The 14622-nt window shown below is 58.6% G+C and carries 11 protein-coding genes and 1 pseudogene; 7 read left to right on the top strand and 5 right to left on the bottom strand.

Going from position 1 to position 14622, the window contains the following annotated elements:
* Positions 1-108 precede the first annotated feature (108 nt).
* Positions 109-684: a cytochrome c family protein gene (locus JZY08_RS14055; protein WP_035219687.1), complete on the top strand. Its 576-nt coding sequence runs from the start codon at positions 109-111 to the stop codon at positions 682-684.
* 78 nt (positions 685-762) lie between these two features.
* Here the strand turns inward: JZY08_RS14055 and JZY08_RS14060 are convergent, their stop codons facing one another.
* The 3 genes from JZY08_RS14060 to JZY08_RS14070 form a co-directional block, all read right to left on the bottom strand.
* Entirely contained in the window at positions 763-1491 is a 729-nt protein-coding gene (locus JZY08_RS14060; protein WP_003492987.1) for a sugar transferase, read from the bottom strand.
* A 289-nt stretch (positions 1492-1780) separates the two neighbouring features.
* Positions 1781-4081, bottom strand: coding sequence for a transglycosylase domain-containing protein (locus tag JZY08_RS14065; RefSeq protein ID WP_216330474.1), 2301 nt, complete (start codon positions 4079-4081; stop codon positions 1781-1783).
* Positions 4082-4230: 149 nt separating this feature from the next.
* Positions 4231-4689: a YbaK/EbsC family protein gene (locus tag JZY08_RS14070; protein WP_082183398.1), complete on the bottom strand. Its 459-nt coding sequence runs from the start codon at positions 4687-4689 to the stop codon at positions 4231-4233.
* A 479-nt stretch (positions 4690-5168) separates the two neighbouring features.
* Between JZY08_RS14070 and JZY08_RS14075 the strand changes: the two genes are divergently transcribed.
* On the top strand, positions 5169-5378 hold the full coding sequence (locus JZY08_RS14075) for a cold shock domain-containing protein (protein WP_003492998.1): 210 nt from the start codon (positions 5169-5171) through the stop codon (positions 5376-5378).
* 416 nt (positions 5379-5794) lie between these two features.
* Here the strand turns inward: JZY08_RS14075 and JZY08_RS14080 are convergent, their stop codons facing one another.
* Together JZY08_RS14080 and JZY08_RS14085 are read right to left on the bottom strand one after the other, a co-directional pair.
* Complete coding sequence (locus JZY08_RS14080) at positions 5795-7186, bottom strand: dipeptidase (RefSeq protein WP_082183401.1); 1392 nt, start codon at positions 7184-7186, stop codon at positions 5795-5797.
* A gap of 246 nt (positions 7187-7432) precedes the next feature.
* Positions 7433-7867, bottom strand: coding sequence for a MarR family winged helix-turn-helix transcriptional regulator (locus JZY08_RS14085; RefSeq protein ID WP_216330475.1), 435 nt, complete (start codon positions 7865-7867; stop codon positions 7433-7435).
* Positions 7868-8281: 414 nt separating this feature from the next.
* Between JZY08_RS14085 and polA the strand changes: the two genes are divergently transcribed.
* From polA to JZY08_RS14110, 5 genes and pseudogenes are all read left to right on the top strand, one after another.
* On the top strand, positions 8282-11278 hold the full coding sequence (gene polA, locus JZY08_RS14090; protein ID WP_216330476.1) for a DNA polymerase I: 2997 nt from the start codon (positions 8282-8284) through the stop codon (positions 11276-11278).
* A 90-nt stretch (positions 11279-11368) separates the two neighbouring features.
* Positions 11369-12094, top strand: coding sequence for a DUF1868 domain-containing protein (locus JZY08_RS14095; protein WP_137038459.1), 726 nt, complete (start codon positions 11369-11371; stop codon positions 12092-12094).
* Positions 12095-12280: 186 nt separating this feature from the next.
* Complete coding sequence (rpmF, locus tag JZY08_RS14100; protein ID WP_003507205.1) at positions 12281-12466, top strand: 50S ribosomal protein L32; 186 nt, start codon at positions 12281-12283, stop codon at positions 12464-12466.
* Between the two features lie 181 nt (positions 12467-12647).
* Positions 12648-14450 carry a sensor histidine kinase gene (locus JZY08_RS14105; protein WP_216330477.1) on the top strand — a complete coding sequence of 601 codons (1803 nt, stop codon included), beginning with the start codon at positions 12648-12650 and terminating at the stop codon, positions 14448-14450.
* Positions 14447-14581, top strand: a pseudogene (locus JZY08_RS14110) (sigma-54-dependent Fis family transcriptional regulator); the annotation flags it as partial. The gene JZY08_RS14105 and the pseudogene JZY08_RS14110, both read left to right, overlap by 4 nt.
* Between the last annotated feature and the right edge of the window lie 41 nt (positions 14582-14622).

Genomic DNA, 14622 nt, shown 5'->3' on the forward strand with positions numbered 1-14622 from the left:
GGTGTGGGGAGCATTATTCAAGTTGCGCAGGCTGTGCAAAAGCCATAGCTTTCGAGCAATTTCAAGATGCCCGTTATATATAGAGCGGATGCGAGGGAGCGCGTTTAGATGAATTCTTATGTAAATATGGGCGTTGGGGCGCTTTTGGGCACGGTTTTCGTCCTGATGTCGGTGTCAATTGCGTCTGAGGGCATTTTCCATGCGCCCGCGCCCGAAAAGGAAGGTTACGCCATTGCTGCGGCAGAGGGTGGCGGCGAAGCAGGTGGCGGAGAAACCGCTGCCGCGGCGACGCCGATCGCACAATTGCTTGCGAACGCCGATGCCGCCAAGGGCGAGACGGTCTTCAAGAAGTGTACGAGCTGTCATACCGGAGAGAGTGGTGGTGCAAACAAGGTCGGCCCCAATCTCTTCGATATCGTCAACCGGCCGATCGCCAGCCATGAAGGTTTCAGCTACTCCGCAGGGATGAAGGATTTCTCCAAGGGTGGTTCCGTGCATTGGGATTACGATCATCTCAGCTTCTTCCTCGAAGCTCCCAAGAAGCACGTTCCCGGCACGGCCATGGGCTTTGCGGGTGTGAAGAAGGAAACGGAACGCGCCGATCTCATCGCCTATCTGCGCACGCTGTCGGCAAACCCGGCGCCGCTGCCGGATCCGGCTGCCGCTCCCGCGCCGACGAACTGACGAATTCATGTTTCATGAAAAAGCCCGGCAGCGATGCCGGGCTTTTTTGATTCTGGCGTGCATCCCGCGTTTGAAAGGTCAGAAACCCTTGCCGCCGCGCAATTCGGAAATAACGGTCCCGACCATGATCTTGATATCCAGCCAGACCGAAAAATTCTCGACGTAATAAAGATCGGAAACGATCCGGGCGCGCGCCTTGTCGCTGCGGTCGGTCGGGCCGCGTAATCCCCGCATCTGGGCAAGACCGGTAATGCCTGGCCGCACCCGGTGCCGCATGTGGTAGTGGGGAACAAGGTCCTCATAAAGACGGCCAGCCGCCAGCATACCGATGGCATGGCAGCGTGGGCCGACCAAAGACATGTCGCCTTTCAGCACGTTGATGAGCTGCGGCAGCTCATCGATATTCGTACGGCGGAGAACGGCGCCGATACGTGTTATCCGCGGATCGTTCTTCACCGTCTGTGCCACGCCGGTGGCGTCGCCCAGCTCGGTTCTCATCGAGCGAAATTTATAGACGCGGATTTTCCGGCCGTTCATGCCCCAGCGGACCTGCGAGAACAGGACCGGCCCCTTGCTGTCGAATTTCACCAGAACCGCAACGGTCAGCAGGACCGGGGCGAGTGCAACAAGGGCGATGGACGCCCCTGCAATGTCGATTGTTCTTTTGAGTGCGAACTGGCCGCGCTGGAACGCCGAGATATTACTTTCCAAAACGGAAGGTTGCGTTTCCGAAGCTTCAAAAGTGGCTGCCGTGGAATAGGGAGCGCCGTAAAAAACGGCATGCGATGAGCCTTTAGTACCCAGCATAATATAGAGCCCTGAAAAGTTATTCTGAAACAAGAAAATTAATTTATATGAACGATTAATAATTCATTTACCGTAAAAAGTCATCCGAAATGTAACCGTCTTTGCGCAAATGGCAATCTACGGTTAATGCGTCTGCACGCATATGTTGCGAGCCGAGCGTCGCCGCCGCCCGTGGCTGCGGATCGGATGTCATCAAGCCTTTGGAAAGGGTGAATGGCTAGCCGGTGGTGAGATCGTCAATACCGCTCGCCGTCCCGGGAAATCGGTCTGCCGGTGACCTGAAAAGTGGTCAGTTCCCCATCAATATATCAAGCAGGGTCGTCTGCTTCGGCCCGGATGTGGCAGGCGCCTGAGCGCCGATATCGGCGGGCGGCACGGGTCCGTTTCCTGCTGAGTAGCCGGGTTCCATGTCGCGTGAGGGAATGTTTGTCGGCGGCATGGGCGCACCCGGCTGACCGGCGTTCGGCGAAACGGGTGCCTCGGGATAGGCGCGGCTATTTGTCGAGCCTCCGCCAAGCGCATTGGAAATGATGTCGCCGATGGAGGAGGGTGCATTTTCAGGTGCCGGCTGCTGCATTTCCCCAAGGGGCGGTACATTGCCACCGCCAAGACCGAAGAGCGGCGAAGGCGAGAGGCCGGAATGGGCGGCGGTCATGAAATCCTTCCAGGCCTTTGCCGGCAACCCGCCGCCGGTGACCTTTTTCATCGACGTGCCATCGTCATTGCCGAACCAGACGCCCGTGGTCAGGTTGCTTGTGTAACCGACAAAAAGTGCATCGCGGAAAGACTGTGTCGTGCCGGATTTTCCGGCTGCCTGCCAGCCTTGCAGGCGCGCGGCCTTTCCGGTGCCTTCGGTGATGACGCGCGACAACATGCCGTTCATGGTCGCGGCGATCTCTTCGCTCAGCACGCGCGGCGGATTGTCGTATTTGTTTTCGTAGAGCACCTTGCCGTCTGCATCGGTGATGCGCTTGACGATATGCGGCGTGGCCTTGTAGCCGCCATTCATGAAGGGAGCGTAGGAGGCCGTCAGCTCCATCAGCGATACTTCCGAGGTGCCGAGCGCGATGGAGGCATTGTTCTGCAGTTCCGATTCGATTCCCATGCGATGCGCCACCTGGGTCACACGATCGGGACCGACTTCCATCACCAGCTGCGCGGCAATGGTGTTCAGCGAATTGGCGAGCGCCGTGGCAAGCGTGACTTCGCCACGATATTTCTTCTCGTAGTTTTCCGGTGTCCAGTTTCCGATGCGGACCGGGCCGTCATTGCGAATGGTGTAAGGTGTAAGCCCCGATTCGAGCGCGGCGACGTAAACGAAAGGCTTGAATGCCGAGCCGGGTTGCCGTTTCGCCTTGGCGGCGCGGTTGAACTGGCTTTCGGCATAATCCGCCCCGCCCACCACGGCCCGGATCGCGCCTGTACCATCGATGGAAACGAGAGCCGCCTGCGAGGCGCCCTGCTTCTTGCCGTCGCCCTGCAGAACATGGCTCAGCGCTTTTTCCGCGTCGCGTTCGAGATTGGGGTCGATGGTCGTGTCGACGACGATGTCCTGCTTGACGTCGCCAATCAGGCCGCGAACTTCCTCCAGCACCATATCGGCGGCATAATGCTCGGCGCCGGACCAGAAACGTTTGGCCTTGGTCGGCGGCTGCGACATGGCGGTTTTGATCTCGTCATCGGTGATGAAGCCGACATCGCGCATGGATTGCAGCACGACCTGCGCCCGCTGCTCGGCCGCTTGCGGGTCGCGCGCCGGTGAAAGGCGAGAGGGTGCTTTAAGAAGCCCGGCAAGTGTCGCGGCCTCGCCAAGATTAACGTCGCGTGCGGATTTGTTGAAGTAGCGCCGGGAGGCGGCTTCAACACCATAGGCGTTGGATCCGAAATAGACGCGATTGAGATACATCGCGAGAATCTGATCCTTGGTGTATTTATGCTCCAGCCAGAAGGACAAAAGCACTTCCTGAACCTTGCGCTCCAGCGTCCGGTCCGGCGAAAGGAAGAGGTTCTTCGCCAGCTGCTGCGTCAGCGTTGAGCCGCCCTGCACGGTTCGCCCCGTCAGCACATTGGTGACGATAGCGCGCCCCAGACCAAGGGGATCGACCCCGAAATGCGAATAAAACCGGCGGTCCTCGATCGCCATCACCGCTTGCGGAATGTAAGGCGACATGTCTTCGAGCGCGAGGGCCTCGCCACCCGTGGTGCCGCGATTGGCGAGCACGCTACCGTTCACCGACACGATCTTCACATTCGGCGGACGTTCAGGAATCGACCAGCTGCTGGCGCTCGGCATGCGCGCGCCATAATAAAAGACCAGACCGGCAATGCCGATCCCACCCCAGATACCAAGCACGATGCACCAGTAAACCAAGGAACGGATCATGCCCGTCGGGCCACGGCCGGAACTGCGGCTGCGCTTTTCCCTTTTTTGTGGTTTGGCACGGCCGCTCGCGGCCTTTGATTTCTTGGCGGGCTGCTTTGCTGTTCCGCTGATGCGCTCGCTGGCATCGAGGCGCAGGTCATCGCCGGACTCGTGGAAATCCCCGAAGGAAGGTTCTACCCGTTCGCGTGATTTGCCCTTGCCTGCCATCCAGCCGAAATCGCTCCTTATTCGCGAAACCGCGCGCGCCCCTCACGTGGGCTTCAGGCTTCTATGCCTGCGCGATCCTTAATCCAGGATGAAGAGTTTAAATGCGGCAATTTAAGGCGGGGTTAAGTCCTGGATGGATCAAATCGGCGTCATTGGCAGACGTCGACCCATTCCGCTCCCGTCAGTTGCGCCATCATAACGGGCGAAATCCGCACCGCCGCATTGGTGGCGCCCGCTGCCGGAACTACCTCGTCATAGTTTTTAAGAGATATGTCGCAAAATACGGGAAGCGGCGCGGGCAGTCCGAAGGGGCAAACGCCGCCGATGGGATGGCTGGTCACGACAACCACCTCTTCCGGTCCCAGCATGCGCGGCTTGGCCCCGAAATGATCGCGGAATTTGCGGTTATCGAGCCGTTTCGTGCCGGCGGCGACGACGAGAAGAATGGTGTCACCCGCTTTCAGGCAGATTGTCTTGGCGATCTGGTCGGGATCGACACCGTGTGCTTCGGCAGCCAGTGCAACCGTCGCCGAGCTCGCTTCGGTTTCGATCACGGCCACTTCGGGCGAATTCTCGGTGAAAAAGGCTCTGACGGATTCTATGGTCATGCGTATTTATTAGGCGGTAAGCGGAGAGGCTTCAAGATGCCACCAGATAGCTATGCATTTTGTGCAATGCTGCGCTGCGATGAAGCGTCTGTTTTTTAAGCTGGTATCCTGTATGTTCAAAACATCGAAGCGACGCACTCCTCCTCCCAGCGTCGCCCGATTGGACTGACAATACTCCTCCTCCCAATTGTCAGTCAGTTTCAAGAACCCGGCGCACCTCCTCCCGCGCCGGGTTTTTGCTGTTTAAGGCCTTGTTTCCTGCAGCTTTTGTTTCCCGGCGGTTCACAAAGATCGCCCGTCTTTTTCAAAGAAACTTGACTTTTCGCCCTTGCCAACCTAGGTGTTCGCCCATCGATATTTGTTTGACGACCAGAGCTTCGGTACCTTTTTGAGGTGCGCACGACGATCTTTCCTTCAAATTCGACCCAAGACCGCACTGCGCGCAGTGCAAATACAATTGCCAACGGAAGGAAATCGTTATGGCGACTGGTACAGTAAAGTGGTTCAACGCAACCAAGGGCTACGGCTTCATTCAGCCTGACGACGGTTCGCAGGACGTATTCGTGCACATCTCTGCAGTTGAGCGCGCCGGTCTGACCGCCCTCAACGACGGTCAGAAGCTCTCCTACGAGCTGATGCAGGATCGCCGCTCGGGCAAGATGTCCGCAGGCAACCTCGTCGCTGCCTGATTAAGCGATCTGGCCTACGGGTCATTGATACCAAATGAAAAGGCCGGATTTTTTCCGGCCTTTTTCTTTTGGCGCGACGTCCATCGACCGGCCGGTCTTGAAAAACGCGGATCGCATACCAATATAGGGTTCAACGGTGCTCCGGACAGGAACCGTCAGGCTGGCATGTTTAAAAGTGCCGCTGTTGTTGCGTTAACCAAAGATTAACCGAAGCAGCCGATCCTGATGGTGAAAGCAGCGTCGATATCATCGACGCGCTCAGGAACATCAGACCGTTTCAACGCTTTGACCACGGATGTACTGGCACTGACGAAAAAACGGATGGAAAGGTCGGGCTTGCCCGGCCTTTTTGTTTTTGGCGATCAAAAACCGAAAAGAAGAGAGGCGTCGGGCAACCGGCGCCTCCTTTCTTTTGACTACTTCGTTGCGAGCGCGTCGAGAATACGAACCCACGAGCGGATGCCCTTGTGGAATGACTGCAGGTCGTATTTTTCATTCGGCGAATGAATGCGGTCATCGGTCAAGCCGAAGCCGACGAGCAGCGAATCCATGCCCAGCATCTTCTGGAAATCGCCGACGATCGGGATCGAGCCACCCATGCCGATCACAACGGCGGGCTTGGGCCACTCTTCCGAAAGCGCATTCTTGGCCTTCGTCAGGACAGGTGAATCATAGGAAAGCTGGATGGCCGGCGATGCGCCGTGCTCATGAAATTCCACCGAGCAATCCGCCGGGATTTTCGAGCGGACATAGGCCCGGAAGCTCTCGCGGATGGCTGCCGGGTTCTGTTCTCCAACAAGGCGGAAGGAAACCTTGGCAGACGCCTTGGCGGCGATCACGGTCTTGAAGCCGTCGCCGGTATAGCCGCCGATGATGCCGTTTACCTCCGCCGTCGGACGCGCCCAGGTCTGCTCCAGCACGGAGCGGCCCTTTTCGCCCGAGGGAACAGAAAGCCCGACCTCACCGAGGAAGGCCTCCGCACTGCGGCCCAGCGTTTCCCAGGAAGCCTTGATATTGGCGGGCGTTTCCTCGACGCCGTCGTAAAAGCCGGCAAGTGTCACGCGGCCGGTCTCGTCATGCAGACCGGCGAGAATATCGGTCAGGATGTGGATGGGATTTGCGGCAGCACCACCGAAAAGGCCGGAATGCAGATCGCGGTCGGCTGCGGTGATGACGATCTCCTCGCCGACCAGGCCACGAAGGGCAGCGGCGATGGCGGGCGTATCGCGGTCCCACATGCCCGTGTCACATACCAGCGCATAATCGGCCTTCAGCTCATCGGCATTGGCTTCGAGGAACGGCTTCAGCGACGGCGACCCGGATTCTTCTTCGCCTTCGAAAAGAATGGTAACGCGCACCGGCAGGCCGCCATTGACCGCCTTGTAGGCCCGGCAGGCTTCCACGAAGGTCATTAGCTGGCCCTTGTCATCAGCCGTTCCACGCCCGGTGATCACCTGCCTGCCTGCGCCGATATCTTTTACCGCAGGCTCAAACGGATCGTTTTCCCAAAGGTTGAGCGGATCGACCGGCTGCACATCGTAGTGGCCATAAAAAAGCACATGCGGTGCGTCTTTCGTGGCTGCATCGTGATGCGCCACCACCATCGGATGGCCGGCCGTGTCGCGAACGGAGGCTTCAAAGCCCAGTGAGGAAAGTGTCCTGACCAGCCATTCCGCCGCCTTGCGGCACTCCGCCTTGTAGGCGGGGTCCGTGGAAATAGAGGGGATGCGAACAAGTTCGAACAGCCGCTCGAGGCTGGAGGTGAGGTTGTCGTCGGCCGTGGAAAGAATGGGGGAAACGTCTGTCATCGCTGATCCTGTCATGTCTGTCGTGACCCGGCGATGGGACGAAATATCCGGGCATCGCGCATCGCGTGGGAACAAGGGGCTGACGTGTCGTTGAATCGGCAACCGCGCAGCCGCGCGAACGATAGAGCAGTTCAGGAAAACTGCGAAGCGGTTTTCCATCCGAAACCGCGCAGAAACAAAAACTTGAGACGCTTTCGGCAATGAAAGGCGCCATGGCGAAGACAGAGCGGTTTAGAAAGGCAAAAGCTATTTGGCCTTTTTTGCGCTCTCGATTGCCCGGCGCATATATTCCAGCAGCAGCTGCCTTTCGAAACGCCGGAAATCCTTGAGCAGCGTGTCCTCGGTGGCCTCGGAAGCGGCAATCGCATTCGCCTCCAGATCCCTGCCACGCTGCGTCAGTTCGATGATCTGCGCGCGGCGGTCGCTTGGATGGGATTTGCGGATGATCAACCCGTCACGCTCCATGCGCGATAGCGTATTGGCGAGTGTTGCCTGTTCGATGTCGATTCTATCGAGCAATTGCCGCTGCGTCAGGCCTTCCTCATGCCAGAGTTCGATGAGAATAGGGAATTGCCCGGGAGAGAAACCCAGCGCGGCGGCTCGCTTCTGGAGCGCCATGGTGAATTCCCTTGCCATTCTCGCGGCGAGATAGATCGCCGATTCGTCCCGGGAAAAACCCATTCGTCCGTCCGTAAACTTCGTAGCCGGCGCATTCCGCGCGATTTCGATAGTGCGATATATATCGCATGATATGTTTAGGCCAGTCCGAAACACGGCACAAAATAAAACCGCCATGGCCGGGAGGGGTCGGCCATGGCGGTCGTATTGGAGGACAAAGGCCCGGAGAGGGGGAAAGGCCTTTGTCCGGTCTGATGCGGCGGGGGACGAGCCTACAATCAGACTACGGCGTGATCAGGCGCCGTCCTCTATGAAATGTGTCTGCAAATGCGGCTTTTCAAGGGAAAATCCATTACAAATCGGTAACGTTCAGGTGAATTTAACGGGCCTTTCCAGACGCTTCGCTTCAAGCGCTTTGCGGTGCGTTGTGCGAAGTTTCTATGGACGTCAAAACAGCCCCGCGCTATCCATATCGCCATGAAAAAAGGCGATCATCTCTTCCTCGTTGACGGTTCCGGTTTCATTTTCCGGGCGTTCCATGCCATTCCGCCGCTGAACCGCAAGTCGGACGGGCTGCCGGTCAACGCCGTTTCCGGCTTCTGCAACATGTTGTGGAAGCTCCTGAAGGATGCGCGCAATACCGATGTCGGCGTCACGCCCACGCATTTCGCCGTGATTTTCGACTATTCGTCGAAAACCTTCCGCAATGAACTTTATGATCTCTACAAGGCCAACCGCACCGCGCCGCCGGAAGATCTGGTTCCGCAATTCGGCCTGATCCGTGAGGCAACACGCGCCTTTAATCTTCCCTGCATCGAGACGGAAGGCTTCGAGGCGGACGATATCATCGCCACTTACGCCCGACAGGCGGAGGCGATCGGCGCCGACGTCACCATCATCTCTTCCGACAAGGATCTGATGCAGCTCGTCACGGCCAATGTGCACATGTACGACGCCATGAAGGACAAGCAGATCGGCATTCCCGATGTCATCGAAAAATGGGGCGTAGGTCCCGAAAAGATGATCGACCTTCAGGCGATGACCGGCGACTCCACCGATAATGTCCCCGGCATTCCCGGCATTGGCCCGAAGACGGCGGCGCAATTGCTGGAGGAATACGGCGATCTCGATACCCTTCTGGCGCGCGCAGATGAAATCAAGCAGCAGAAACGCCGGGAAAACATCATCGCCAATGCGGAACTTGCCCGCCTTTCCAGGCAGCTCGTGGCGCTCAGAACCGATGTACCTTTGGACCAGTCCCTTGACGCGCTGGTGCTCGAACCGCAGAACGGCCCGAAACTCATTGCCTTCCTGAAGGCGATGGAGTTTACGACGCTGACGCGCCGGGTTGCCGAAGCGACCGAAACCGATGCCTCGGCCATTGACCCCGCCAATGTACCGGTGCAATGGGGTGCCGATGCGCATGGTCCCGATCTCGATGCGCCGGCCGCCGTCATAACGTCTGGTGAAACGGCCGCTGATGCGAGTTCACAGGCTTCACCGGCAGCGCCTGCAAGGAAGGCGACAGGGGAGGGCAGCGCGCCTGCCGATCTTGCCACGGCACGGCAGACGGTTTTCGCCGCCGCCAAGATCGACACGGCCGCCTATGTGACGATCAGGGATCTGGCGGAGCTGGACCGTTGGGTTGCGGCGGCCCGCGAAACGGGCGTCGTCGCCTTCGATACGGAAACGACCTCGCTCGACCCCATGCAGGCCGAGCTCGTCGGTTTTTCGCTGGCGATTGCCGATAATGGCAAGGATGCCTCGGGCACCGATATCCGCGCCGCCTATGTTCCCTTGACGCACAAGACCGGCTCGGGTGGCGATCTTTTCAGCGATGGCATCAAGCTCGCCGAAGGGCAGGTGCCGTTTAGTGAGGCGCTGGAGCGTCTGAAGAGCCTTCTTGAGGACCCGGCCGTTCTGAAAATCGCCCAGAACCTCAAATATGATTACCTGCTGATGAAACGCCACGGCGTCGTCATGCAGAGTTTCGACGATACCATGCTGATTTCCTATGTTCTGGAGGCCGGCAAGGCCACGCATGGCATGGATTCGCTGTCCGAACGCTGGCTCGGTCACAAACCGATCGCCTACAAGGACGTGACGGGGTCGGGCAGGTCGAGCGTCACCTTCGATTTCGTCGATATCGACAAGGCGACGGCTTACGCGGCGGAAGATGCGGATGTAACTTTGCGCCTCTGGATGGTGCTGAAGCCCCGGCTTGCCGCCGAGCGCTTGACCAAGGTCTATGAGCGGCTGGAACGCCCCCTCGTGCCGGTTCTGGCGCATATGGAGGAGCGCGGCATCACCGTGGACCGGCAGATCCTGTCGCGTCTCTCCGGCGAACTGGCCCAGAAGGCGGCTGCCTTCGAAGAGGAGGTTTATCAGCTGGCGGGCGAGCGTTTCAATATCGGATCGCCCAAGCAGCTTGGTGATATCCTGTTCGGCCGGATGGGCCTGCCTGGCGGCTCGAAAACAAAGACCGGTCAATGGTCGACATCGGCGCAGGTGCTGGAAGATCTGGCGGCGGAAGGTGCCGAACTGCCGCGCAAGATCGTCGACTGGCGTCAGCTGACCAAGCTGAAATCGACCTATACGGATGCGCTGCCCGGCTATATTCACCCGGAGACGAAGCGGGTGCATACGTCCTACGCGCTTGCCTCCACCACGACGGGGCGCCTGTCATCTTCGGAGCCGAACCTCCAGAACATCCCGGTGCGCACAGCAGAAGGCCGCAAGATCCGCACGGCTTTCATCTCCACGCCCGGTCACAAGCTTCTTTCCGCCGATTACAGCCAGATCGAATTGCGCGTGCTTGCCCATGTCGCGGATATTCCCCAACTTCGCAACGCGTTTGAAAACGGCATCGACATTCATGCGATGACCGCATCGGAAATGTTCGGTGTGCCGGTGGAAGGCATGCCGTCGGAGGTGCGCCGCCGCGCCAAGGCCATCAACTTCGGCATCATCTATGGCATTTCCGCTTTCGGGCTGGCCAACCAGCTCAGCATTGCCCGCTCTGAAGCGGGGGAATATATCAAGAAATATTTCGAGCGCTTTCCCGGCATTCGCGACTACATGGAAGCGACCAAGGCTTTCGCCCGCGAGAACGGTTATGTCGAAACGATTTTCGGCCGCCGCGCCCATTATCCGGAGATCCGCTCGTCCAACCCTTCCGTGAAGGCCTTCAACGAACGCGCGGCCATCAACGCGCCGATCCAGGGCTCCGCTGCCGATATCATCCGCCGGGCCATGGTCCGTATCGAGCCGGCGCTGGAGGCGGAGAAGCTTTCCGCCCGCATGCTGCTGCAGGTTCACGACGAACTCATCTTCGAGGTCGAGGAAGCCGAAATCGAAAAGACCCTGCCCGTTGTCGTCTCCGTGATGGAAAATGCGGCGATGCCGGCGATATCCATGAAGGTGCCGTTGCAGGTGGATGCGCGCGCGGCCGACAACTGGGATGAGGCGCACTGAAAGGTCGCAGGACCTGCGAAATCCACCGGTCGATGTCATTGATCTGTTGCGTATCGGGACTAGGGGAAACGTCTCAAAAGGAGTTTCCCCATGCACGCCCCGCTCGTCTCTAAAGATCTTGAATATATATCCGCGGCCAACCACGATCAGCCGCCGCGCCATCTCGGTAGCCGCTTTAACGCCGAGCGCGAATTTCTGCCCGAGCCGGGTAATACCGTCGTCTGCCATCTCGTTGAAGGCTCGCAGACAGAAAGCGCGATCATCAGGACACGCCAGCGCTTTCTGGACATGCCCGAGGCATCGCTGCTCGCCTTCACGCCGGTTTCCAGCCTGCACATGACGGTGTTTCAGGGCATCATCGAGTTCCGGCGCATGGCGCCCTATTGGCCCGAGGAAATGCCGCTCGATACGCCGATCGACACGATGACGGAATATTATCGTGACCGTCTTTCGGCCTTTCCGGTTCTGCCGGGCTTCAACATGCAGGTGACGGGTCTTAAACCGACGGGACTGGTGATGAAGGGGGCGACCGCTGAGGACGACCGGATCGTCGCTCTGTGGCGCGATGCATTTGCCGAAGCCTTCGGTTACCGCCATCCCGATCACGAAAGCTATGAGTTTCATATCACGCTGTCCTACATAACGCGCTGGTTTGCGCCGGAAAGCCTGCCGCGGTGGCAGGCAATGCTGGACGAAGAGCTGGAAAAACTGCGCGCAGCAGCCCCTGTCATCGAGATGCGCCCGCCTGCTTTCTGTGAATTCATGGACATGAACCACTTCAAGGAACTCATCGTTTTTGATAGAAGTGAGGCCTGATTTGCGCACACCTGCAGCCTGCTCCTCGTCCCTGTTCCGCTGAATCGGAAAAAATGCGCGTCAGGGCTGGTCAAAGCCCGTTTGGGCATGTATAAGCGCGCCAAATTTCCGATATCGAGACACCCGACATTCGGCCTTTGGTTCTGGCCGGTTCCGTTGTTTCGCCGCTAAAGTGGAGTAACAAAAATGGCTGTACCAAAAAGAAAAACAAGCCCGTCCAAGCGTGGCATGCGCCGCTCGGCTGACGGTCTCAAGTCTGCAACCTATGTTGAAGACAAGAACTCCGGCGAACTGCGCCGTCCGCACCATATCGATCTGAAGACCGGTATGTATCGCGGCCGCCAGGTTCTGACGCCGAAGGAAAGCGCATAAGCGTTTCCGACATTGTATGTGCAAAAAACCGGCCCTCGTGGCCGGTTTTTTGTTTTCAGGACCGTTTGGCTGTCTTTTCCACTCACTTGGAAAATTCAGCCACTCCTCCTACACTCTGCTCGGGAGAGCAGTTTGGCGCGCGTTAGGGGGAGTTTCGGTGAAATATCGCTGGATTTTGTTGATGCTTCTCAGCCTCGGTCTCGGCTACGGCGCCGTGACGAAGGGTGGCGGCATCATCGCGGAAAGCTATTTCGGCGAAGTATCCGACCAGGGCCGCACCACCCTCAGGCTGGCTGTCTCTGCCCTCGGCGGGCTTTTGAGCCGTTACGAACCGCTGCCGGCTCTGATTGCCGATCACGACGACATTGAGGAGCTGGTCGCGCATCCGAAGGATGAGGCGCTGCGCCAGCGCGCCAATGTCTATCTCAAATCCATCAACACCCTCTTGGAATCCTCCGATATTTACATCATCACGCTGGACGGAGAGACGATCGCCGCCAGCAATTACGATGGACCGACGAGCTTCGTCGGCGAGAATTTCAGCTACCGACCCTATTTTCAGGATGCCGCAAAGGGCTTCAAGTCACGTTTCTTCGCGCTTGGCACAACCTCTCACAAACGTGGCTATTATTTCTCCGCCCCCATCCTTTTCAACGAGGAGATCAAGGGCGTCATCGTCTTCAAGGTCGATATTGAAGGCATAGAGGCATCCTTCGGTGATGGCGAGAACCGCATCCTCGTATCGGATCCGGAAGGCATCATCTTCATGACGGGAACGCCGCAATGGCTTTATTCCGGCCTGATGCCGCTGACGCCCGAAAGGCTTGCGCGCACGGAGGCATCCCGCCGTTACGCGAACGCCACCTTGAAGGAACTGCCGCTGAAAAACGGCAGTTTCGGCTCCCATCAATTGATGACGATCACCCAGGATGACGGTGAGAGGGAATATCTCGTCCTGTCGCAGCCGATGCCGGATGCGGGCTGGACCGTCAGCGTGCTGATGGATACGGGCTCGCTCAGAACACAGGTCAAGACGGCAATGATCGCCATCATTCTCTGCCTGTGTCTTGCCGCCGCCTTGATCGCGGCCATGCTGCAAAGACGGCGGCGTCTTCGTGAGCGACTGACCCACCAGGCGGAGGCGCAGGCGGAACTGGAACGCCGGGTGGAGGAGCGCACCGCCGATCTGGCGCGGGTGAACCAGGAGATCGAGCACGAAATCGCCGAGCGCCGTCAGACGGAGAAACAATTGCGCAGAATGCAGAACGATCTGGTGCAGGCGGGCAAGCTTGCGGCACTTGGCCAGATGTCGGCGGCGCTGTCACATGAGTTCAACCAGCCTCTGGCCGCCGCCAAGAACTATGCCGAAAACGCTTCGCTTCTGGTGGAGCGGGGGCGTCTGGAGGAGGTAACGGAGAACCTCAGGCGTATCTCGGGCCTCATCGACCGCATGGCGTCCATCAGCAAACACCTGAGGAATTTCGCCCGCAAACCCAATGAAAAAATGGCATCTGTAAGCTTGGACACGGTCGTTCGCGATACGCTCGAGATCGTCGGCGCGCGGCTGAAGGCAGCCGATGCGGTGCTGGATGTCGATCTCGGTCCGGTACCGCTTGCGGTGAAAGCCGGGCCGGTGCGGCTGCAGCAGGTGCTGGTCAACATCATCTCCAATGCCGCCGATGCGGTGGAAGGGCGCGAAGACCGCCGCATCGCTTTGAAAGCCGTGCTGAACGGTCAGACGGTGTCGATTTTCATCCGCGACCGTGGCCCCGGCGTTCCACCGGCAATTTCGGAGCGCATCTTCGATCCCTTTTTCACCACAAAAGGCGTGGGGCGTGGCCTCGGTCTCGGCCTTTCCATCACCTATAACATCATCAAGGACTTTGGCGGCCAGCTGCGTGTCAGAAACCATGAAGACGGCGGGGCGGAATTCGAGATCGAATTGCCGGCAGCCACCTATCGTATGGAGGCGGCGGCGGAATGACCATGTCGCGCGTTCTGTTGATCGATGACGAGGAGGAGCTGCGCTTTTCCACCGCGCAGGCGCTGGAGCTTTCCGGTTTTGCGGTGACCATGCTGGCGAGCGCCGAACATGCGCTGGAACTCATCGGCTATAGATCCCATGAGGAGTGAACAGCGGCCGCCGCTCTGGCAGA

It is taken from the genome of Rhizobium sp. X9 (assembly GCF_018873185.1).
Taxonomy (GTDB): domain Bacteria; phylum Pseudomonadota; class Alphaproteobacteria; order Rhizobiales; family Rhizobiaceae; genus Agrobacterium; species Agrobacterium oryzihabitans.